General features: G+C 68.5%; 23 protein-coding genes and 1 tRNA gene. 10 read left to right on the forward strand and 14 right to left on the reverse strand.

The genetic code is table 11. The features are described 5' to 3' along the window. Positions 1 to 262: 262 nt before the first annotated feature. The gene (locus ACYVD1_RS10165; RefSeq protein ID WP_460770613.1) at positions 263 to 1,579 is read left to right on the forward strand and encodes an MFS transporter; all 1,317 of its coding nucleotides are present in this window, start codon (positions 263 to 265) and stop codon (positions 1,577 to 1,579) included. Between the two features lie 143 nt (positions 1,580 to 1,722). On the opposite strand, the gene ACYVD1_RS10170 is transcribed toward ACYVD1_RS10165, so the two are convergent. The 3 genes from ACYVD1_RS10170 to ACYVD1_RS10180 all read right to left on the reverse strand — a co-directional run bounded on the left by ACYVD1_RS10170 (position 1,723) and on the right by ACYVD1_RS10180 (position 3,412). Then, positions 1,723 to 1,983, reverse strand: coding sequence for a PspC domain-containing protein (locus ACYVD1_RS10170; protein ID WP_460770616.1), 261 nt, complete (start codon positions 1,981 to 1,983; stop codon positions 1,723 to 1,725). A 300-nt stretch (positions 1,984 to 2,283) separates the two neighbouring features. Then, the gene (locus tag ACYVD1_RS10175; protein ID WP_460770619.1) at positions 2,284 to 2,895 is read right to left on the reverse strand and encodes a TetR/AcrR family transcriptional regulator; all 612 of its coding nucleotides are present in this window, start codon (positions 2,893 to 2,895) and stop codon (positions 2,284 to 2,286) included. 133 nt (positions 2,896 to 3,028) lie between these two features. Then, positions 3,029 to 3,412, reverse strand: coding sequence for a PPOX class F420-dependent oxidoreductase (locus ACYVD1_RS10180; protein WP_460770621.1), 384 nt, complete (start codon positions 3,410 to 3,412; stop codon positions 3,029 to 3,031). 250 nt (positions 3,413 to 3,662) lie between these two features. Between ACYVD1_RS10180 and ACYVD1_RS10185 the strand changes: the two genes are divergently transcribed. Next, a tRNA-Lys gene (locus tag ACYVD1_RS10185) sits at positions 3,663 to 3,735 on the forward strand. Between the two features lie 327 nt (positions 3,736 to 4,062). On the opposite strand, the gene ACYVD1_RS10190 is transcribed toward ACYVD1_RS10185, so the two are convergent. Next, positions 4,063 to 4,212: a hypothetical protein gene (locus ACYVD1_RS10190; protein ID WP_460747845.1), complete on the reverse strand. Its 150-nt coding sequence runs from the start codon at positions 4,210 to 4,212 to the stop codon at positions 4,063 to 4,065. Positions 4,213 to 4,431: 219 nt separating this feature from the next. On the opposite strand from ACYVD1_RS10190, the gene ACYVD1_RS10195 reads away from it, so the two are divergent. Beyond that, on the forward strand, positions 4,432 to 5,835 hold the full coding sequence (locus ACYVD1_RS10195) for a peptidoglycan recognition protein family protein (RefSeq protein WP_460747846.1): 1,404 nt from the start codon (positions 4,432 to 4,434) through the stop codon (positions 5,833 to 5,835). Positions 5,836 to 6,204: 369 nt separating this feature from the next. Here the strand turns inward: ACYVD1_RS10195 and ACYVD1_RS10200 are convergent, their stop codons facing one another. Together ACYVD1_RS10200 and ACYVD1_RS10205 are read right to left on the reverse strand one after the other, a co-directional pair. After that, positions 6,205 to 6,393: a DUF397 domain-containing protein gene (locus tag ACYVD1_RS10200; protein ID WP_460747847.1), complete on the reverse strand. Its 189-nt coding sequence runs from the start codon at positions 6,391 to 6,393 to the stop codon at positions 6,205 to 6,207. Between the two features lie 11 nt (positions 6,394 to 6,404). Then, positions 6,405 to 7,247 (reverse strand): helix-turn-helix domain-containing protein, encoded by an 843-nt coding sequence (locus tag ACYVD1_RS10205; RefSeq protein WP_460747848.1) that lies wholly within the window; start codon positions 7,245 to 7,247, stop codon positions 6,405 to 6,407. Between the two features lie 168 nt (positions 7,248 to 7,415). Between ACYVD1_RS10205 and ACYVD1_RS10210 the strand changes: the two genes are divergently transcribed. The 4 genes from ACYVD1_RS10210 to ACYVD1_RS10225 all read left to right on the forward strand — a co-directional run bounded on the left by ACYVD1_RS10210 (position 7,416) and on the right by ACYVD1_RS10225 (position 9,282). Continuing rightward, a complete protein-coding gene (locus tag ACYVD1_RS10210; RefSeq protein ID WP_460747849.1) occupies positions 7,416 to 7,673 on the forward strand; it encodes a hypothetical protein in 258 nt (85 codons plus the stop codon). Beyond that, positions 7,673 to 8,191, forward strand: coding sequence for a hypothetical protein (locus ACYVD1_RS10215; protein WP_460770624.1), 519 nt, complete (start codon positions 7,673 to 7,675; stop codon positions 8,189 to 8,191). Before ACYVD1_RS10210 ends, ACYVD1_RS10215 begins: the two co-directional genes overlap by 1 nt. Before the next feature lie 129 nt (positions 8,192 to 8,320). Next, positions 8,321 to 8,842 (forward strand): ATP-binding protein, encoded by a 522-nt coding sequence (locus tag ACYVD1_RS10220; RefSeq protein WP_460770628.1) that lies wholly within the window; start codon positions 8,321 to 8,323, stop codon positions 8,840 to 8,842. Further along, on the forward strand, positions 8,839 to 9,282 hold the full coding sequence (locus tag ACYVD1_RS10225; protein ID WP_460770631.1) for a hypothetical protein: 444 nt from the start codon (positions 8,839 to 8,841) through the stop codon (positions 9,280 to 9,282). Before ACYVD1_RS10220 ends, ACYVD1_RS10225 begins: the two co-directional genes overlap by 4 nt. A 133-nt stretch (positions 9,283 to 9,415) precedes the next feature. Here the strand turns inward: ACYVD1_RS10225 and ACYVD1_RS10230 are convergent, their stop codons facing one another. The 4 genes from ACYVD1_RS10230 to ACYVD1_RS10245 all read right to left on the reverse strand — a co-directional run bounded on the left by ACYVD1_RS10230 (position 9,416) and on the right by ACYVD1_RS10245 (position 13,140). Beyond that, positions 9,416 to 10,057 carry a response regulator gene (locus ACYVD1_RS10230; protein WP_460747853.1) on the reverse strand — a complete coding sequence of 214 codons (642 nt, stop codon included), beginning with the start codon at positions 10,055 to 10,057 and terminating at the stop codon, positions 9,416 to 9,418. Beyond that, entirely contained in the window at positions 10,050 to 11,429 is a 1,380-nt protein-coding gene (locus ACYVD1_RS10235; protein WP_460770633.1) for a sensor histidine kinase, read from the reverse strand. The genes ACYVD1_RS10230 and ACYVD1_RS10235 overlap by 8 nt, the downstream gene beginning before the upstream one ends. 2 nt (positions 11,430 to 11,431) lie before the next feature. Beyond that, a complete protein-coding gene (locus tag ACYVD1_RS10240; RefSeq protein ID WP_460770635.1) occupies positions 11,432 to 12,133 on the reverse strand; it encodes an ABC transporter permease in 702 nt (233 codons plus the stop codon). Between the two features lie 89 nt (positions 12,134 to 12,222). After that, positions 12,223 to 13,140 (reverse strand): ABC transporter ATP-binding protein, encoded by a 918-nt coding sequence (locus ACYVD1_RS10245; RefSeq protein WP_460770637.1) that lies wholly within the window; start codon positions 13,138 to 13,140, stop codon positions 12,223 to 12,225. A 204-nt stretch (positions 13,141 to 13,344) separates the two neighbouring features. On the opposite strand from ACYVD1_RS10245, the gene ACYVD1_RS10250 reads away from it, so the two are divergent. Then, entirely contained in the window at positions 13,345 to 14,337 is a 993-nt protein-coding gene (locus ACYVD1_RS10250; RefSeq protein WP_460770639.1) for a D-2-hydroxyacid dehydrogenase family protein, read from the forward strand. 53 nt (positions 14,338 to 14,390) lie between these two features. On the opposite strand, the gene ACYVD1_RS10255 is transcribed toward ACYVD1_RS10250, so the two are convergent. Both ACYVD1_RS10255 and ACYVD1_RS10260 read right to left on the reverse strand, forming a co-directional pair. After that, positions 14,391 to 15,107, reverse strand: coding sequence for an ABC transporter permease (locus tag ACYVD1_RS10255; protein WP_460770642.1), 717 nt, complete (start codon positions 15,105 to 15,107; stop codon positions 14,391 to 14,393). Between the two features lie 52 nt (positions 15,108 to 15,159). Further along, positions 15,160 to 16,044 (reverse strand): ABC transporter ATP-binding protein, encoded by an 885-nt coding sequence (locus ACYVD1_RS10260; RefSeq protein WP_460770646.1) that lies wholly within the window; start codon positions 16,042 to 16,044, stop codon positions 15,160 to 15,162. A 164-nt stretch (positions 16,045 to 16,208) separates the two neighbouring features. On the opposite strand from ACYVD1_RS10260, the gene ACYVD1_RS10265 reads away from it, so the two are divergent. After that, on the forward strand, positions 16,209 to 17,366 hold the full coding sequence (locus tag ACYVD1_RS10265; RefSeq protein ID WP_460770648.1) for a sensor histidine kinase: 1,158 nt from the start codon (positions 16,209 to 16,211) through the stop codon (positions 17,364 to 17,366). Further along, a complete protein-coding gene (locus ACYVD1_RS10270; RefSeq protein ID WP_460770651.1) occupies positions 17,363 to 17,965 on the forward strand; it encodes a response regulator transcription factor in 603 nt (200 codons plus the stop codon). Before ACYVD1_RS10265 ends, ACYVD1_RS10270 begins: the two co-directional genes overlap by 4 nt. Positions 17,966 to 18,005: 40 nt before the next feature. On the opposite strand, the gene ACYVD1_RS10275 is transcribed toward ACYVD1_RS10270, so the two are convergent. Then, positions 18,006 to 18,833, reverse strand: coding sequence for a class I SAM-dependent methyltransferase (locus ACYVD1_RS10275; RefSeq protein ID WP_460770654.1), 828 nt, complete (start codon positions 18,831 to 18,833; stop codon positions 18,006 to 18,008). Positions 18,834 to 18,916: 83 nt separating this feature from the next. Then, entirely contained in the window at positions 18,917 to 20,110 is a 1,194-nt protein-coding gene (locus ACYVD1_RS10280) for an AlbA family DNA-binding domain-containing protein (RefSeq protein WP_460770656.1), read from the reverse strand. Between the last annotated feature and the right edge of the window lie 55 nt (positions 20,111 to 20,165).

The raw sequence follows: 20,165 nt of genomic DNA on the forward strand, positions 1-20,165 counted from the left end.
CGACACCGGGTTGAAAACACGGCGGCCACGCAACGGGACCCGGCGCCCCAGGCGGCCGGAGAACTCTCCATCCACCAGGGAAAACAATCCGAACACCGGACCCCGCAAGCACCATCGAATAGACTCGGACATCATTACCCGCAGCAACGAATCAGACACGAATCTACCCAACCGGCTTGCCAGCCAAGCACTCTTCCGGAACCGTTGGTCATTGGGACACGACACACCGTGATTTCAACCGTGTAACAGTAGGGAGAGTCCGGTGGGAAATCCGAACCTCGACCGATTTCCTGACAACGGAGACCACGAATCCTCGACAGCACAGGACGACGAATGGCGTAGCAGCTACCGCGACGTCATGGCGATCGGCGAGTTCCGCTCCATGTGGCTGGCCCACGCCCTGACCATGTTCGGTACCAATCTGCTGAACATCACGTCCAGTGTTCTGGTCTACCAATTGACGGATTCGGCCTTCGCTGCCGGAATCACGCTGGCCGTGATGTTCCTGCCCCCGATCCTCGCCGGTCCCCTGTTCTCCGGGCTCGCCGACATCCTGCCCAGACGCCGGGTCATGGTGGTCTGCGACATGATCAGAGCCGTTCTCATCGTCGCCGTCGGAATCCCCGGGCTGCCGATCTGGCTGATCTGGGCGCTGCTGTTCCTGTCGATCCTGCCGTCGCTCCCGTTCGCGGCCGCCAGGGCGGCACTGCTGAGCCAGATCATCCAGGGCGAGCGCTACGTGGCCAGCACGGCGATCATCCAGCTGACTTCGCAGGTCGGAATGCTCCTCGGACTGATCGCGGGCGGTGTGATCGTCTCTCTGATCGGCCCCAGCATCACCCTGATGTCGACGGGGCTGCTCTTCGTCCTGTCCGCGCTGATCCTGCGGTTCGGAGTCACGGCCCGTCCCGCTCCGCTCAGGGAGCAGGACGACGAGAAGCACCCGGGCCTGTGGGCTGTGACCCGGGACGGCGCCAAGCTCGTGTTCAGCGACCCCAAGCTGCGTGTACTCGCCCTGCTCGCCTGGCTCGCGGGCCTGTACTCGGTGCCCTACGGCCTGGCCAATCCCATGGCGGCCGAGGCTGGGGCCGGGCCGACCGCGGCCGGATTCATCATGGCCGGACAGGCGATCGGCGCATTCGTCGGCGGCTTCGTTCTCACCCGGCTGGTCGCGCCCCCGACCAGGACCCGGCTGCTCGGGCCGCTCGCGATCCTCACCTGTGTTCCGCTGCTGCTCTGGGTATTTCCGATACCGCTGTGGCTGATGATCGGTGCGCTCGCCCTGTGCGGGGCTTTCGGTTCCTACCAGTTCGTGGCCAACGCGGCCTTCGTCCTCTGTGTGCCGAAGGAGGGCCGCGGTCTGGCCTTCGGACTGGTTGCCTCGGGCCTGCAGGCCGCCCAAGGCATCGGCATCCTGCTGTCCAGCTTCTTCGTGGAGATCACGAGCACCAGCACCGTCATCGTCGGTGCGGGCCTGCTCGCCCTGCTCTCCGCGGTGGCTCTCGCCGTCCCCTGGTCCCGGATGTCCGGTGACGTCGCCGCCCGGATGGCGCAGACAGAGTCGGAGACGGCCTCCTAGGAACGCTCCGCGGCCGTGGTGCCGCGGTCAGCGCTCCGCGGCACACTCCGCGGGCGGTTCGCAGGCCTCATCGGCCTCGCGTTCCTCCCGCGGGGCGCACAGCTCACGGCGCCGCCACTCAGGGTGTGCTCGCAGAGTCCACATCAGTTCTCACTCGGCTTTCCTTGGAAGTTGCGGATGATCTGTTCCATCAGCGAACGGCGCTCACTCGCCGCAGGCATCAGCAGCCAGGCCAGGATGTAGACGAGGATGCCGCTGAAGCCCAACAGCGTGAAGACCGCGAAGAGAACACGGATCAGGGTGGAGTCCAGGCCGGTGTAGTCGGCGATGCCCCCGCAGACACCGGTCAGGAAACGGTCGGATTCACTGCGCTGGAGCCGCTTGCTCTTGAAGTTCTCGCTCATATCTCCACCATGCCCGTTGCCGACGACGATTCCCATCGGGGAGAGCCCTGGGCGACCCCTGACATCCACCCCGAACCAGGAACGGGCTGCCGGGTTGCGCGGGCCCTTGCCCGCTTTCGACGGATGGGGAGCATGTGTCGTTCCTGAGGCGTGGGGCACATCCGGTCGCCCTGGACAACGGATGAGGACCGTGCCTCGCGCGATGCGGGAGGTACGGGGGTTGAGAGGGATGTCGGGGTTGGGGGCGGTTGAGCGGGGTTGGGGCACCAGGGATCGGGGCGGCGGGGCTGTCGGCGGAGTTCAGCCGGCGATCTTCGGCGCGAACGCTTCACCCAGCATCCGAAACGACGTCCGCAGCCGCTCCCGCACCTCCCCGGCCCCCGCGTCGCCCCCGTAGGGGACGCGCTTCATCGCGTGGCGCATGGCGGACATCGCGGCCGCCGCCGCCAGCAGGGAACGCTCGTCGTCGGCGGGCGCCCCGGCGCGTTCGGCGATCGCCCCGGCCATGCCCTGCTCCACGGTGTGGAACCGGTGGAGCAGACCGGGCAACAGCTGGGGCTCGCGGTCCATCAGCTGTTTGCGCTGCGCCATGTCGGCACGCTGCGTGGCGAGGTCGTCGGAGGTGATCAGGGTGGCGACGAGCAGGGTGACGAGGTCTTCGGTGAACTCGCCGGTGGGACCGCCCTCGACGAACGTCTCGCGCGCCAGCTCGTCCGGGGCCGTCGGCACGTCGCCAAGCAGCGCGTCCTCCTTGGTCGCGAAGTAGTTGAAGAAGGTGCGGGGGGAGACGTCGGCGTCGGCCGCGATCTCTTCCACCGTCACGTTCTCCAAGCCGCGCTCCAGCGTGAGCCGCACCGCGGCCTCCTGGAGTGCACGGCGCGTGGCCCGCTTCTTGCGCTCCCGTAGCCCCATGGATCCTCCCAGCACACGACTAATAATTGCATGCCGTGCAAATTTTCTCACTGTTTCGTTCCCCAGGAGAAGGGCCCGGCCCCAACCGGGACCGGGCCCTCCGTGCTCCGGGGCTGCCGTCTAGCGGCCCGCGTCAGCGGCCACTGACGTGGGTCGGGCGGACCCACACGACCACACGCTTTTCCTCGGGGCTGCCCCACGGATAGGGCTCGCCGATGTACTTCTGCGCCATCGCGTCGATGAACTCGTTCTCCGGGTCGTCCTCCACCCGGTCCACCACCCCGCGGACCTCCACGTACATATAGGGGTCGTCGGGGTCCGTGGCCGAGACCGAGATCCGCCCGTCCCGCTCCAGGTTGCGGAGCTTCTGCCGGGTGGTGGTCTGACTGAACCTGAGGTATTCGCCGTCCCAGTCGACCCAGACCGGGCTGCTCTGCGGCTCCCCCTTGGGGCCGATGGTGGCCACATGCCCGAACGAGGGCTTGCGGAGAACGTCCTGCTGGCGTTCGGTGATCATCTCACTCCTTGCGGTCGGCTCGTCCGAGTACACCAACACCGCGCCCCCACACCAAAGTGACGCGCTCGGCACGCCCTGAGGCGGCGGCCACCTGCGGAGCGCCAACCCCTGCTCACGCCCTTGCGCCTCTCACGATAGAACCCCTACAGCCGCGGGCCTCCCGGTCTTCTCACCCGTCCACCCGCGGTTGCTCTGCGACCGCCTTACCACTGCGGTAGAGTTGTCCCGGCGACGGGCCCAGTGCCCTCGTGGGGCCTTAGCTCAACTGGCAGAGCAGCGGACTTTTAATCCGCGGGTTCGGGGTTCGATCCCCCGGGGCCCTACCGAAGAAACCCCAGGTCAGAGCGTATTGATAGCCGCTCGGGCCTGGGGTTTTCGTGTGCGGTCCACCTCGGAAGAGCTCCATACGGGCTCCCCGGTGCAAGGTCGAGCGCTCCCACCTCGAGAGGACCTCGATCCACGAGCTCAGCACCGAGCCCGAACCCCTACCGGACACCCTCCCGGGCGCCCCAGGGCGGCAGGTATCCGACACGGCCTGACCTGTTCCGACTTCACCGGCTTCTGCCCCTCCCCGGGCTGGACCTCTTATTCCCAGGCGTGAATATTCCTGGGAATCTTGACCCCCACCCGACTGCCGTCCCGGGAGCTGGTCAACCTTCGAAGTCGTGCCGCCACTTGATCCGGTCCACCACACTCATGGGGTCGATGAACGCGGCTTCCCCGTCCTCCCGTTCCAGAGTGATCACGAGTTCCTCGGGGTAGATCGCCTCGGAGAATTCGCAGGTGAGGTCCATGGTCAATCCGAGAGTTCCTACCTGTGGCTCCAGTCCCGCAGGGTAATCGCCTCCTCGGGCCATCTCCCGTGTCAAAACCAAGTGACGTTCGTCCTCGTTTTCGCAATAGACATCCGGGTACTGTCCCTCTACATGGGAATCAGAGTTGTTGACGGTTCCGAGTGTGAATTCGAAGGCGTGCGCTTGCCCCTCTTGCGCGTCCCTCATCCGCACTGACGTCACAGTGTGGGAGATCGCTTCCCCCGGCCCCATCGAGTCTGTCCGGTAGTCGAAGAAATCACCGAACCGCAGCGCATCAGCCCCGGAGTCTTTTTGCTCAACCCCGGGCTCAGAGGGGAAGGCGTAGATCGCAATACCACCCACCAGCAGAAACGAGAGGACGCCGACGGCGAAGCCGAAAACAAAACACCTGATGAGGAACCATCCCTTCAGCTAGTTACCCGAAAATGGCAATATCAGGTTGCTCGATCCCTTGGAGGACGTCGCATTATGAACCTATCCGCACAGGCTGATGAGATCACCGGCGAGGACGTCGTCACCCGGCAAGACTGGGACGCAGACCCAGACGGAGACCCGAGCAGCAACGGACCCATCGATAGCTCACCGGGCATCGCGATCCACTACACAGCCTCGGTCTGGCCCCTGCCCATCTTGCACAGCAACTGCGACGAGTACGTACGCGGGATCCAGGAAGATCACCTGAACGACCTCTATGACGACATCGCGTACAACTACCTCGTCTGTCGGCACGGCTACATTTACATCGGCCGCGGTTACGAGTACCAGTCGGGTGCGAACGGTACCGACTTCGGCAACGCCACCTACTACGCTATCTGCGGCTTGGTCGGTATCTTCGACGGGGCCGTGCTCATCCCCGGCACGACACCACCTCTCATTCCTGCGGTGCGTCGTGTCATCGCCCACCTGGAAGGTTTGGGTGCTAACGCCGACGACATCATCGGCCACGGGGATATCCCGGACATGGAGGAAGAAACCCTGTGTCCAGGCAGTCTGCGCCTCTACGTCGAGGACGGGTCCTTCCAGCCGGACGGTACCACCACCGAGTCCGGCCCGGCACCGGATGCACACATCAGAGTCGCACAAGCAGCGGAGCCTCCCGAGTGGCCCGGTGTGGAGTTCACGAACCCACCCCCGACCGAACACGACTCAGTCCAGGTGTGGCAGGAACAGATGGTCACGCGCGGGTGGAGGCTCGATGCCGACGGTGTTTACGGCAACCGGAGCCAGCTCGCTTGCCGTTTGTTTCAAGCAGAGAAGGCGTTGGACGTGGACGGGATCGTGGGTGAGCAGACGTGGAACGCTGCTTGGACCGAACCCGTAACCGAACCAGTGGACTGGACATGGCCCGGACTCTACTTCCGGCACCAGCCAGCGAGCCTGCATCCCGACATCTCGCGCTCTTACCCGACCGTGACCACTCACACCAGTGTGTCCGTCTGGCAGAGCCAGATGGCTTACCGAGGGTGGAACATCGGCGCGGTCGATGGTGCCTACGGGGCTCAGTCTCAGGCAGTGTGCCTGGCGTTCCAGGAAGAGATGGAGCTCACGGTCGATGGGATCGTCGGCCCTGAAACTTGGTCTGCCTCCTGGGATGCTCCGATCGGCTGAACGAACTCAGCTCTTGTTCAACTTCGGCAGGATCTTTTCCTACCGAGGTTCACCGTTCCCAAGACATCAGAGCCGGCCGTCCCTCACCCCCGCTTGTGGCTACAACGACGCAGCTGGCCCCACCCGTAGACGGCTCGAACCAGTCCCGCCCTCCAATGCCGGAGGCCGTAGCGGTCCGATTCGGTACCGCCTCCGAAGTGCGATGGCGAGGGCAGGTGGGGAGGAAAACGTCCCGAACCCCCGACCACCCGCGGTCAGCGAAGCCTGCTGCCGTTCCGAATGGCCAGGTGTGCCGTGTCTACTGGATAAATACAGTGGCCCCCGACCAGCACGAATGCCAACGGTCGGGGCCCTCGTCCCTCGTCTGCCCTACCGGTCGGTGCATGCGGCGTGGATCAGCGCCGCCCACTCCTGGCCGGGGAAGGACAGGTGACCGGCCTCCCGGTGCTGGGTGTCGCGTACAGCCGCACCGTCCAGGAGATCGGCGACCTCGACGCAGTTGTCGCCGGAACCGCTGTAGGACGACTTCCGGAAGTGCAGGTCGATGGATGAATGCATGGTCGTCCTTGCTAGATGAGAGATTCCAGGTACCGGACCGTAGCCTCAGGTGACTCCGCCGAGCTACAGATATGGCCGAAGATGCCGACGTAGTGCTGGATCGCCTCGGGCTGTTCCAGGTACAGGTCCTCGGTCGCGGTCTCTATGTACACCAGGGGTAGGTCGGCTGGGTCTGGGAAGTCCAAGATGAGGAAAGCCCCGTCCGTCGCGGCGTGAGAGCCCACCTCGTCTCGGAGCACCTGAATGTCGATGTTCGGCCGCTCGGCAATAGCGATGAGGTGCCGGACCTGGTCCTCCATCACCTCAGGCCCGCCGATTCTCTTGCGTAGCGCGGCCTCGTCGATCACCGCCCACACGCGTGGTGCAGCCTCCGCAGCGAGGATCTCCTGCCGTTTCATGCGACCCGCGACCTTGCGCTCAATGTCGTCATCGCTCAGCACTCGGCCACCACGCAGTACCGCAGCAGCGTATTCGGGGGTCTGGAGTAGCCCAGGGATCAGCAAGGCTTCATAGGTGCGGATCATCGAGGCACCAGTTTCGAAGTCAGCCAGGCCGCCTCTGAGGACGTCCTTGAAGTCGATCCACCAGCCTCGCAAGCGGGATTCACTCGCCAGAGACACGATGGCATCTCGCATCTCGTCGGGCAGCTTGTAGACCTCGGCGAGGTCCTTCATATCGCGGACGCTCGGAAGCTTCCACTCGTTGCGCTCCATGCGCGAGAGCTTGCCGCTGGACCAGCCCAACTGCTTGTTCACGCTTTCGATCTTGAGGTTGCGATCCTCACGCATGCGTCGGAGCAGAGCGGACAGTCGGCGCCTTCTGGCGCTGGGACTGTACCGGCTGTCGGCCACCATGTGTCACCTCCTGGCCTGCCTGATCATAGGCCAGGCAACGGGAATCAGACATATCACCCAGATGCGAATCACATCTTGTGAAAAGCATTGCACGTATCGCATCATGGTTATTCGCATTCGTCTATGCCGCCCTCATCCAGCGGCATTCGAGTTCCAGGAGCCCGCGCCATGCCGCGATACCTGAACCTGTCCGAGCTGGCGCACGTGCGTTGGTTGGCTTCCGAAGCGATGTGCCGCCGTCGCCCCCGCAGGGCAGGACGAGTCCGCGCCTTTGCCGCCAACCCCCGCAGCCACTCCGAAGCGCGGCCCGCCCGCTCTCCGCGCCCGCCGCTCATCCCCGCACCCCGCCGACCGCTGGACACCGCACCCCTGGAGGTCCTCCACGCGGTCCTGGCCGGATTGCAGCGCCTGGGGGTGGCCGCCTGATGCACGACATCCACACCAGGGACCTGCACACCGTCATCGACGAAGCCCTGCAGCCACCCGCGCACCTGTCCCCGTCCCAACTGGCCGGGTGGCACTCCCACACCCTGCGCGGCCGCCTGCCCCTGATCCGGGAAGCGCTGCGCATCGCCCACGAGCAGAACGACGCCGAACTGGCCACGTTGCTGATCGACCAGGCCATCGCCGATCACCCCGACCCGCCCAGCACGGCCCGGACGGTCGGCGGTGACGGGGGCCGCCTTCCGCTGCCCTCGCAGGCGAGCCCGCCCGCCGAGGGCGAGCTGCCCATCCCCGAGCACGTCCTGTGCCCGCTGCTCCACAAGCAGTGGACCCTGACCATCGAGGGCCCACCGCCCCACGAGACCTACGTGGCCCGCCGCCCGATCGGCTGGACAGGCGAAGGCGACCCCTTCGAGTTGATCACCGCGCCCACCCGCCGCGAACTCCTTCGCTTGCTCGGTCACCGCCTCCTGGGGACCGGCAATCCGCCCGCGCCCTAGAACCCTGTCCCCGAGGCCCGGCGGGCACGCGGCTCATCAGCACTCAAGAAAAAAGCTCTGGCGGGTGCACCAACACCCCCAGAGCAGGCCGACAACCAACACCCATTTCAACGAAAGCGAGCTGCCGACATGACCATTGTGCCAAACATCCTCACCCCCACACACGGCTACGCCGGACGCCGCTGGCCCTCCCGCCTCTACCCGGGCGACCTGGCCCAGACCAGCGGGGTGCGCGCGGACCTGGCCACCGACCTGCACCACCTGGCCGGACTGCCCACAGAGACCAGCGAGACCGCCGAGAACATGGTGCTCTGTGCCAGCGAGATGTTCGCCAACGCCTGCGCGCATTCGCGTTCGGGGCAGGACGTCGAGGGGCGGGTGATCCGCACCCTGCACATGCCCACCGCCACCACGGTTCAGGTCGCGATCATCGATGACGGGATGCGCACCGACCGTGCCGAGTTCCAGGCCCCGGAAACCCCGCAGCACACGGTCGAGGAGTGGCAGCAGGCCGAACGCGGCCGGGGGCTGCTGCTCATCGGCCACCTCGCCGCCCGGTGGGGCACCCGCTCGGTACTGGACTTCCCCTTCTGCGGAGGCCTGGGCACCGTCACCTGGGCCGAGTTCACCCTCCCGGAGGTCTCCCGGTGACCGCCCCGCACCAGGTGGGTCCCGGGGTGCGCCAGCGGCTGGCCGCGCCCCGGGGCCGGCGCTTCTCCCGCCCCGGAAGCAACCGCCAGTCGGCCGCCCCGCCCGAGTCCCACCAGGAGCGGCAGGAACGGCTGCTGCGCCAGATGGAAGGCAACCCCCACCTCGCCTACACGCTCCAGCACCACGCCGTCCCGCACTGGGCCGAGGTCACCCGCCAACGCCGCGAACGGGCCGGACAGAAGGCCCGGCAGGCACAGCGGGCCCGGGAAGCTACCGTGCCCTCCCCCACTCAACTGACCACCCCAACCCGGGGACGCCACCGGGCGCCGCGCCGGTGGTGGGCCTGGCCCGCCGTGGCCGTCGGCGCCACCCTGCTCTTCGCCCACACCCAGGCCGAATCCCTCGGCGAAGCGGCCTTCCAGGCCGGGTTCCCGCTCTGACCAGCGCCAATGACCACGCGCCTGTCCTCGAGGGTGCTGGCCGACCACTGGTCCGGCTCCGTCCGCCACCGATCGGCTTCTCCTTTCCCCCGCAGAACACCTGAGCCGGGCGGGCGGTCTGCCGGAACCGCGCTCACCCGCCGCCCGGGTCCAGCAGGCCGCGCCGGAAACCCGCCGCGACCGCGGCGGCACGGTCGTTGACGCCGAGCTTGGCGTAGACGTGCAGGACGTGCGTCTTGATCGTGGCTTCGCTGATGAACAGGCGGGCGGCCGCCTCCCGGTTGGTGGACCCGTCGGCGATGAGCCGGAGGATCTCCAGCTCCCGGTCGCTCAGCGGCACGGCGGGTTCCCGGACCCGGCCGACCAGGCGGGTCGCCACCAGCGGGGAGAGCACGGTCTCTCCGCGCGCGGCCAGGCGGACGGCGCGGACCAGCTCGTCGGGAAGCGCGTCCTTGAGGAGGTAGCCGGTGGCTCCGGCCTCGATGGCGGGGCTGACGTCGCTGTCGCTCGCGTAGGTGGTGAGGACCAGGACCCGGGTCGGCAGGCCCAGCCGGGTGAGCTCCCGGATGGCCTCGACGCCGTTCATCCCGGGCATGCGCAGGTCCATCAGCACCACGTCGGGTTCCAAGGCGCGCGCGAGCTCGACGGCACGGGCACCGTCAGCGGCCTCCCCGACCACCTCGAACCCCGGTTCGCCGTCGAACATGCCGCGGATGCCGTCGCGGACGACGGGGTGGTCGTCGGTCACCAGGACACGGATACGGGCTTCACTCACCGGGGGTCTCCCTCGGAACGGCCGGAACGGTGGCGGAGACGGCCGCCCAGGCACCGGGTTCGGACTCGATCTCCAGGGTGCCCGCCAGCCGGGCCAACCGCTGCCGCATCGATGTCAGGCCGAACCCGCCGCCCGTGTCCTCTCCCCCGGCCGAGTCGGCTCCACAGCCCGTGCCTTCTCCCCCGTCAGGGTCCTCTGTCCCGGACTTGTCCCCGAGGTTCGGGCCGGGCGCGAAGCCCACACCGTCATCGCGTACGTCCAGGGCGACCAGGTCCTCCATGTACGACAGCGTCACCCCGACCCTGGTGGCCCCGGCGTGCCTGGCGACGTTGGCCAGGGACTCCTGGGCGGTGCGGAGCAGGGCCGCCTCGACCTCGTCGTGCAGGGGGCGTTCCGGCCCGGTCGCGGTGAAGTCGGCGCGCACCCCGTTGAGCCGGGACCATTCGGCGGTGAGGTCGGACAGCGCGTCGAGCAGCGGAGTGCTCTCCAGGTGCCCCGGGCCCAAGGCGTGCACGGACCTGCGTGCCTCCGCCAGGTTGTCGCGGGCCAAGCGGGTGGCGTTGGCGACCCGGAGCCGCCACTCGACACCGGCGCCGGTCCCAGATCCGGCCCCGACCTCGGCTGTACGGTCGGCCCCGGTCGCCGCCCCGGCCTCGGCCCGTTCGGCCGCCTGGAGCTGGGTGATGATGCCGACCAGCCCCTGCGCCAGGGTGTCGTGGATCTCCCGGGCCATGCGCTCCCGCTCGTCGTGCACCCCGGCCTCCCGGGCCTGGAGCAGCAACTGGGCCTGGAGGCCTTCGTTCTCTCGGATGGACTCCCGCAGGCGCTCCACCACCCGGCTGCGCTCATCGCTGCGTTCGGCGGTGACCTCTCCGACCTGGCTGAACACCGTGACCATGACGGCCACCGCGGCGACGAAGACCAGATGGACGCCGACCGAGGAGGGTGTGGGCTCGGGGAGCCCGCCCATGAAGGCGGTGACGGAGACCGCGGCGGTGGCCGTCACTCCCGCCGGCTTCCACCAGCCGCGGAGGAACTGTGTGGAGTACACGTAGCCGACGAACCCGAAGAAGCCCGCGAACCAGATGCTCCGGGTGCTGAGCACGGCGATCATCACGATCAGCACGGCGACGAAGGCGGCCATCAGCCCCGGGCGGGAGGTCCACTCCGGGTTCAGGCCGGTCATCGTCCAGACAAGGGCCGCCGCGAGAACCGCGAGACCGAGCGTCTCCAGGTGCCAAGCCAGGGGAAGGTCGTGGGTGACCAGGGTCAGGGCGGAGGAGGCCGCCAGGAGCACGTAGGGCACGGAGGCCGTGAGCCGACGCAGCCGCCGCTCCCGCAGGTCGAGGTCGGGTGCGGACACCGTCTCCATACTCACTCCCAGCGGAAGAACCTGGCCGCGGCGAAGCTGAGGACCAGGGCGTAGACGGCCATGGTGACCAGGGCCAACGGCGCGGGGACCACGCCGCTCCAGACGTCTTGGAGGCTCTGCCGCAGGGCCCCCAACGGGGTGTACCCGCTGGCGGGCGCCAGGATAGCGGGCATGTGCTCGACGGGCTGCATGAGGCCGCCCAGGTAGGCCAGCGGGAAGAAGAGCAGCACGCCGATGCCGTTGGCGGACCGCCCGTTGGTGCAGAGCGAGGCGATGAGCAGGCCGATGGAGAACATCGCGGCGGTTCCGAGCACGAAGACCGCCAGGAACCACACGGCGCTGGGCGCGTGGGCGCCGAAGAACCCGATCCCGACCACGAGCAGCAGCGAGACCGCGAACACGGCGAGTGCCAGCTGGAGCAGGATCTGCACGGTGAGCAGGTTGCTCGGGCGCACCGGCGTCACCGAGAGCCTGCGCAGGATGCCCCGCTCCCGGTAGGTGGCCAGGGTCGTGGGGAGCAGGTAGAGGCCGACCATGGCGATCCCGTACGACACGGCCATCGGCATGATGAAGGTGTCCCCCTCCGTGATCGCGCTCCCGAAGACCACGAGGATGAAGAGGGGGATGAGTAGGGCGAACACGGATCCGGGTTCACGCACCAGCAGCTTGGTCTCGACGGTGGTGAGCTTGGCGAGGGTGGTCACGGCGGTCCTTCCGTTGGGTTCGGGCTCGGCGGGGCCTGGGACTGGTGGGAACGGCCTCAATCGGCTTGGATCTGGCCTGCGGGGAACAGTCAGGCCTGGAGTGAGCGGCCGGTAAGGGCGACGAAGGCGTCGTCCAGGGTGCGCTTGTCGATGCGCAGGTCGGTGACGAGGACACGCTCGCGGGCCAGTGCCGAGGTGACGTCGGTGGCGAAGTCGCCCCACCCGGTCACGACGACCCGGCCCTCGGCGCTGGACACCGAGGTCACTCCGTCGAGGCCCCTCAGCAGTCCTGCGGGTTCGGGGACGCTCGCGTCCATGAGCTGGAAGCTCATCCGGTACTCGGTGTCCACGCCGTCGATCAGCCCCTGAGGGCTGTCCAGGGCGACGAGGCGGCCCCGGTCGAGGACCGCGACCCGGTCGCACAGCTCCTCGACCTCGTCCATGAAGTGGCTGACCAGGACCACGGTCACGCCCTCGGCACGGACGTGCTTGACCAGCTCCCAAGTGGCCCGGCGGGCCTGGGGGTCGAGCCCGCTGGTGAGTTCGTCCAGGAAGGCGACCCTCGGGTCACCGGCCATGGCCAGGGCGATGAACAGGCGCTGCTGCTGCCCGCCGGAAAGCTTCCCGAAATACGTGTTCCGCTTGTCCGCGAGGCCCCACTGTTCCAACAGCTCACGCCAGTCGCGGGGCTTGGCGTAGAACGAGGCGTAGAGGTCGAGCACCTCCCACACCTTGATGTTCTCGGGCAGTCGGGTGTCCTGGAGCTGGACGCCGATGTGCTCGCGCAGCTCCGCGCCCTGCCGGATCGGATCGGACCCGAGCACCCGCACCTGACCGGAGTCGGGGCGCCGCAGGCCTTCCACGCACTCGACGGCGGTGGTCTTCCCCGCCCCGTTGGGGCCGAGGATCCCGAAGATCTCCCCTTCGTCCACAGAGAAGGAGAAGCCGTCCAGTACCACTTGGCCTTCGTACCTCTTGCTGAGCTCTGTCGCTTCGATGATCGCCATGCCCACAAGCCTGGCCAACGGCGCCCCGACGCGGATCGCCTGTCCGGCCCCGGTCTCACACGGATACGACTGAGCCCCGGCATCCACCGAACGGTGGATGCGCCGCCCCTCCGGCGAGACCCGGGGCGGGGACGCCCGCCCCTGTGGCGCTGTGGTATAGCCGTAGTCCGGCCAACGGATTCCACTGACTGAAGGGGCACTGCGATGAGCGTTCGAGTGGCGATATTGGACGACTACCAAGGGGTCGCCGCCTCGCTGGCACCCTGGGCGGACTCCGGGCTGGGCATCGAGCTCGCGGTCTACCGGGAACCGGTGCGGGACGACGACCAGCTCGTGGACTGGCTGAAGGGTTGCCAGGCGGTGGTGCTGATGCGCGAACGGACCCCGTTGAAGCGTTCGGTGGTGGACCGGCTTCCGGACCTGCGCCTCGTGGTCACGACCGGTATGGCCAACAGCGCGATCGAACCGGACCTCGGGGTGACCGTGTGCGGGACGGCTTCCTCCTCAGTGCCGCCGGCCGAGCTCACCTGGGCCCTCATCACCGCACTGCGCCGGAACCTGGTCGTCGAGGACCGGGCGGTGCGGGAGGGGCGCTGGCAGAGCACGCTCGGTGAGGAGCTCGAGGGTTCGACTCTCGGTCTGGTGGGGTTGGGGAAGATCGGCAGCCGAGTCGCCGCGGTCGGCCGTGCCTTCGGCATGCGGGTGCTGGCGTGGAGCCAGAACCTCGACACTGACAGGGCAGCGGGGATGGGTGTCGAGGCAGTCGCCAAGGACGTGCTGCTCTCCACCTCCGACGTGGTCTCGCTGCACCTGCGGCTCAGCGACCGGTCCCGGCACACGATCGGCGCACCGGAGCTCGCGGCGATGAAACCCGGCGCCGTGCTGGTCAACACGGCGCGCGCCGGGCTGGTCGACACCGGGGCGCTGTGCGCAGCACTCCAGGAGGGGAGTCTGGGCGGCGCTGGCCTGGACGTCTTCGACACCGAACCGCCGCGGCCGGACGACCCCCTGGTGACCGCGCCGCGCACGGTGCTCACCCCGCACCTGGGGTACGTGTCCAGGCAGAACTACCGCACCTACTTCACCCAGGCGCTGGAGGACATCGACGGTTTCTTCACCGGTGCGCCGGTGCGGGTGATCGCGGAGGGCACCCGGCCGCCCACCTCCTCGGGGCGGCCTTCCGGCGCGCAGGGCTGACCGGCTCCCGGGGATGACGGTTGGCGGCGGGCGTCCTGCTGGCCGGTGCGGTGCTACCGGCGCGGCTCCCATCGGAAGATCCGGACGGCGAGTGCGACGGCGACGACGACCCAGGCCAGCGTGGGTGCCAGGAGGAACAGGGAGTCCGCGACCGAAGTACCGCCGTTCCAGGCGTTGGCGACCAGTTCGGTGGCCGAGCCGCCGGGTAGCAGCCGCTTCAGCAGGGTGAGCTCCTCGGTGCCGGTGAACCCCACCCAGCCCGACAGGGCCAAGGTGCCGACCATGACGGGCAGCGTGGTCACCTGGGCGTGTTCGGGCGAGTTGGTGAGCCCGGCCGTGGCCAGGCCCAGGCCGAGCATCATCGTCACCGTCGAGAGAACCGCCGCCGCGAGGAGGAGGACATGAGTCGGTTCACCCGCGACCACGGCCAGTACGGCGAGGACCGCGGCCACCTGGACCAGCGTGATGGCGGTGACCGGGAGCAGCAGGCCGGTGAGGATGCCGGTGTCACCCGCCGCGGTGGATCGCAGCCGCTTGAGGAAGAGGGTCTGCCGCCGCGAGGCGAGCGTGGTCACCGTGGTCGTGTAGAGCCCTAGGGTCACCACGAGGAACACCAGTACCGCCGCGATGGCGCCGAGGTCCAGCCCCGGGACGGTGTCGTGCAGGTAGATGTAGAAGGCGCTGAACGCCGCGGGAAGAACGAGCATGGTGACCAGAACCAGCCGGTTCCGGAAGATCTGGATCAGCTCACTGTGAGCGATCGCGAGCATGGCGCGGGTCCGTTTCTTGGAGAGTCAGGCTTCTTGGCGGGTGCGGCTGGTGCTAGTCGCTGCCGATGGCGCGGAAGACGTCGTCGAGCCGGGTCGGACCGGCCCGCAGGTCCCGCAGTTCCACCGCGTGGTCCTGGGCCCAGCCGAGCAGGGTGTGCAGGTCCCTCTGCAATCCGAGGGTCTCGACGAGGAGCGTGCCGCCGCCCTCGTCCACGGCCTGGAGCGGCGGTGTCGGCGCGGTGGACGGGAGGGTGAAGCGGATCGTGGCCGGCAGGCTCCGTGTCAGTTCGGAGACGGTCCCCTCCCGGTGGAGAGAGCCCTTGTGCATCAGCCCGATGCGGTCGGCGCGCTGCTGCGCCTCCTCCAGGTAGTGCGTGGTGAGCACGACGGTGGACCCGTCCTCGCGCAGCCGGTCGACGGCGTCCCAGAGATCGTCCCGGGACTGGATGTCCAGGCCGGTGGTGGGCTCGTCAAGGAAGATCAGCTCCGGAGTGCCGTACACGGCGGTGGCGAAGTCCAGGCGCCGCTTCTCACCGCCGGAGAGCTGGGACACCTTGGTTCCGGACTTGCCGGTCAGGTCGACGACGCCGAGTACGCGCTCGACGCTGTCCGCCCGCCGAGTGAGCGTTCCGATCAGCCGGACCGACTCGCGCACCGTCAGGTCCGGCGAGAAGCCGCTCTCCTGCAGCATGATGCCGGTCCTGGGCCGCACGGACCGGCGGTCGCGCGGGTTCTCGCCGAAGACCCGCACGGTGCCCGATGTGGCGGCGCGGTGGCCTTCGACGGTCTCCAAGGCCGAGGTCTTACCCGCCCCGTTCGTGCCGAGCAGTGCGTAGAACTCCCCGCGCCGTACGTGGAAGGACAGGTCCTTCACGGCGTGGAAGTCTCCGTACTCGAGGTTCAGTCGTTCGACGTCGATCACTGGTGTAGAGGACATGCCGTCTATTCCAGCCGTCGGCCCACCCGATCGGCAGTGGAGCCGCGTCACCACTCCGCCATGACGTTTTTCCAGGTGAGGTCATGACGTGGTGTCACTGGTGGCCGAGTGAAGCCGGAAGAATACTGGGACGGGTTCCACTGACCGACCCTGGAAAGGCCCACATGACGTCCGATCGCACCGAAGCGACGCAGGGGCACCTCCGCACGGTCAGCCGCAACATCGTGTTGGCGTCACTCTCCGCCGTGGGGGCGCTGCTGGTTTCGGGCAACGCCGAGACCTGGGGGGAGGCGACCGTGCTCGGGCTGGGCGTGGTGGCGGCCATCGTGGCGGTCGCCGCGTGGAAGTCGGCACGCCACTCCCGCACGACGCTTCTCTGCCTGGCCGTCGCGGCCGCCGTGTGGATCTTCGGGGTTCTGGTCGTGGACAGCCCTTCCGCGTCCTTCGGCCTCTCCGTCGCCGGCACCATCCTCGTCTTCCAGCTGCCGCGCCACCGCCGGGTCGCGGCGCTGGTCCTGGTCGCCTTCATCGCCTCGGTGGTCGCGTTGCGCCTGGTGATGTCAACCGAAGAGGCCGGTCTCGTTCTGCTCGAGTACGCAGTCGGCGCCACGAGCGTCGCCGTCGTGGGGGTCGTCCTGACCTCCCTCAACTACGTGGTCTCCGGCCTCATCGAGGAGCTGGCGGAGTCACGGGAACGCGAGGCGGAGATGGCAGTGGTCCGGGAACGCGTGCGTTTCGCCAGTGATCTGCACGACATCCAAGGGCACACGCTCCACGTGGTGAAGCTGAAAGTCGCGCTGGCCCGAAAACTCGTGCACAGCGACATCGACCAGGTGGAGCGGGAATTGGGCGAGGTGCACACCCTGGTCGGCGACACCATCGCCCAGACCAAGGAGCTCGCCTACGCACAGCGCCGCCTCAACCTGCCCGCGGAGTTGGAGAATGCCAAGAACCTCTTCGAAGCCGCGGGGATCCGCGTCCACGTCGACCGCGGGGCCGACGTCGATACGCGCGGGGGCGAGCTGCTCGGCCAGGTCCTCCGGGAGACGACGACCAACATCCTGCGGCACGCACAGGCTGAACAGGTGTGGGTCACCCTCACGGAAGCGGGCATCACCATCGTCAACGACGGTGTGCGGGACGGGGCGCCGCCCAAGCTCAGCGGCCTCGCCACCCTCAGGGAACGGGTGGCCGACGGCGGCGGCGAACTCTCGGCGGAACAGAAGGACGGGCGGTTTCGGACGGCCGCGCGTTTTCCACGGCAGCACTCCGGAACCGGCCTGCCCGCCAAAGAAGGAACACACGAAAAGGACGACCGATGACCACCGTGGTACTCGCCGACGACGAGGCCCTCCTCCGCAAGGCCCTGGCATCGCTGCTCCCGCTCGAGGGGGAGGTCAGCGTACTCGCCGAAGCCGACGACGGCGCGGCGGCAGTGGCGGCCACGCTCCGGCACCGGCCCGACGTGCTCGTCATCGACCTGGAGATGCCCGGGGTGGACGGGCTCGGCGCCGTCGCCGCGATCCGCCGCGAGCGACCGGATCAGGTCATCCTCATGCTGACCCGGCACGCCAGGCCCGGCGTGCTCCGCAAGGCGCTGCGGCTCGGGGTCCAGGGCTTCGTCAGCAAGTCGGCGGATCCGGCGGACATCGCCTCGGTCATCAGGACCCTGCACGAAGGCAGGCGGTGGGTCGACCCGGACGTGTCCGCGCTCGCCGTCATCGACGACTGCCCGCTCACCGACCGGGAGATCGACGTGCTGAGGGCGACCGGTGAAGGGTACTCAGCCGCCGAGATCGCCGCCCGGCTCCACCTGGCGGAGGGGACGGTGCGCAACTACCTCTCGAACGCGATGCAGAAGACCCAGACGCGGACCCGGCACGAGGCGGCGCGGTACGCGCGCGAACACGACTGGCTCTGACGCCCCCGCCGTGGACGACGGCGGGGTTCCGCGCCCCGGGTCAGGGCTTGCGTGCTCGCAGCGAGTACATCAGCGGGATGCTGGGGCGGGAGGCCGGGAAGCGGTAGAAGCCCTCGGCGGTACGTTCGAGGTCCCCGAACCGGGGGAAGAGCGTGGCGTCGTGCTCGTGGAGGAACTCGATCCGCAGCCCGGCGGAGGCGAGGGACGTGATCACGTCCCCGATGGGGTGCTGCCACTCCACGCTGCGGTTGTGGACGGTCCTGGCCTCCAGGTCCGCGTACGTGCCGGGGGTCTCGTCCACCCGAGCGTCCTTCGCGAAGTAGTCCCGCACGACCCGGGTGCCCGTCTCGTCGTCGAGGACGTCGGTGAGCGGGTGGAACTCCGCGAGGTAGAGGAAGCCGCCGGGGGCGACGAGCGACGCCGCGGTCCGTGCCCAGCGGTGGATGTCGGGGAGCCAGCACAGCGCACCGACACCCGTGTAGACGATGTCGTAGCTCTCCTCCGGCACGGCGGCGGCCGCGTCGTACACGTCGGCCTCGACGAAGCCCGCCTGTCCGTCCGGGAGACCGATCTCGGCGGCGAGGCCGCGGGCCATCTCCACGGCGGGTCCGGAGAAGTCCAGCCCGACCACGCGCTTCGCGCCGTGCCGCGCCCACGACAGCGTGTCCAGCCCGATGTGGCACTGCAGGTGGAGCAGCGACTTCCCGGTGACGTCGCCGACCTCGGCGCGCTCGAATGCCCGCAGCGCGTCCGCCCCGGCCCGGAAACCGTCCAGGTCGTAGAAGTCGCTCGCGATGTGCAGGGGGACCCTCTCGTCCCAGTGCGAACGGTTGGCCGCCCGCCAGTCAGCCGGGCCAGTTGTCTCCATGGCGGAGAAGCTATCAGTGCTCCCCGGTGGCGGAGCCGCGTGGCCCGGTGACCGACCGCTCCGCGACTGGCGGCCGACCGGCTCTACTCGGGGTCCGAGAGCAGGTCGGAGTGGGCCGAGGCGTTGCCCAGCGACCGGAGGAGTTCGCCGACGAGGCGGTCGGTCGCACTGCCCGGCTTCTCCAGCTCCAGCTGGGGCACCCGGGTGACCTGTTCGTAGCGTTCCGCGTCGTACTCCACATCCGGGGAGTACAGGGGCCCTCCGGCCCACGCGGACACCCCGTGCATATTGGTGACCGCCACGCCCACGTCCCAGCTGCCGCCGTACCCGGCGTCCTCGGAGAGGTTGCCGAGCAGGTCGAGGAAGGCCCGGACCCGGAAGGCCAGCGCGCCGTCGAAGAACAGGTGCTGGCCGTTCCTGCGGTCACCGGCCCGCCCGCAGTACAAGGAGACCTCGCCGCGCTCCCGGACGACGAACCGCAGCTCGTCCTGCTCACCGCCCTCCGACGAGGGCTGGCTCCCGATACCGACCCCGCCCGCCGTGCGGAACCCGGAACGGAGCTCCTGGAAGGTCGGTGACACGTCGGCCTCCCCGCCGCCGCGCTCCCGGGTCTGGCCGGAGATCCCGTCCCGGACGAGGTCGAAGAGCAGGGGCTGGGAGTTCTCCGAGGCGGTCCACGCCTTGAACATGCCGGGTACCTGGCGCGAGGGCAGGGCGACCACGTGCAGGTGCGCCAGCTCCCCTTCCGGGAACGGGTCCTTGCGCACCTGTTCGTGCAGCGCGGTGCGCACGACGTCGAGGGAGGCGTCCCTGGCCCGGATGAGCCGTTCCACCTCGGCGTCGGACAGGCGCCGCTTCTCCTTGTCGCCGCGCCCGTAGTACGCGCCCCCGGCCATGTGCGGGGCCAGCGGTGAGGCGGGCACCTCGATGAGCAGGTAGCCGTGGCCCGGCCGCTCGCTCTCGAGCCAGTCCACCGAGACCTGGAGCGGCGGGTCGCAGGACGAGGCGGCGATCCGGGCGGGGGTCTCCAGGATCTGGTCGACCCACTCGACCGGGGCGAGCTCGAACCGGCCCTCGGCCTTGATCTCGCTGACACCGACCACGATCAGACCGCCGTCGATGGCGAAGGAGGCCATGTCCTTCGCCTGGTCCTTGGACCCCCGGAGCTGCTGCTTCGCCTCGCGCTTCGGGGTCTCGGTGAACGCGCCTTCGTTCAGAGCGGCTTCGAGTTCGGCTTCGCTGGACGGGCGCCATGTCGGAGGGAGGACTCGATCCATGTCGACATCATGCCCGCTCTTACCGACAAGCTCCCAACACTTTTGTCTCCTGTGG

This window comes from Nocardiopsis nanhaiensis, from assembly GCF_054778635.1.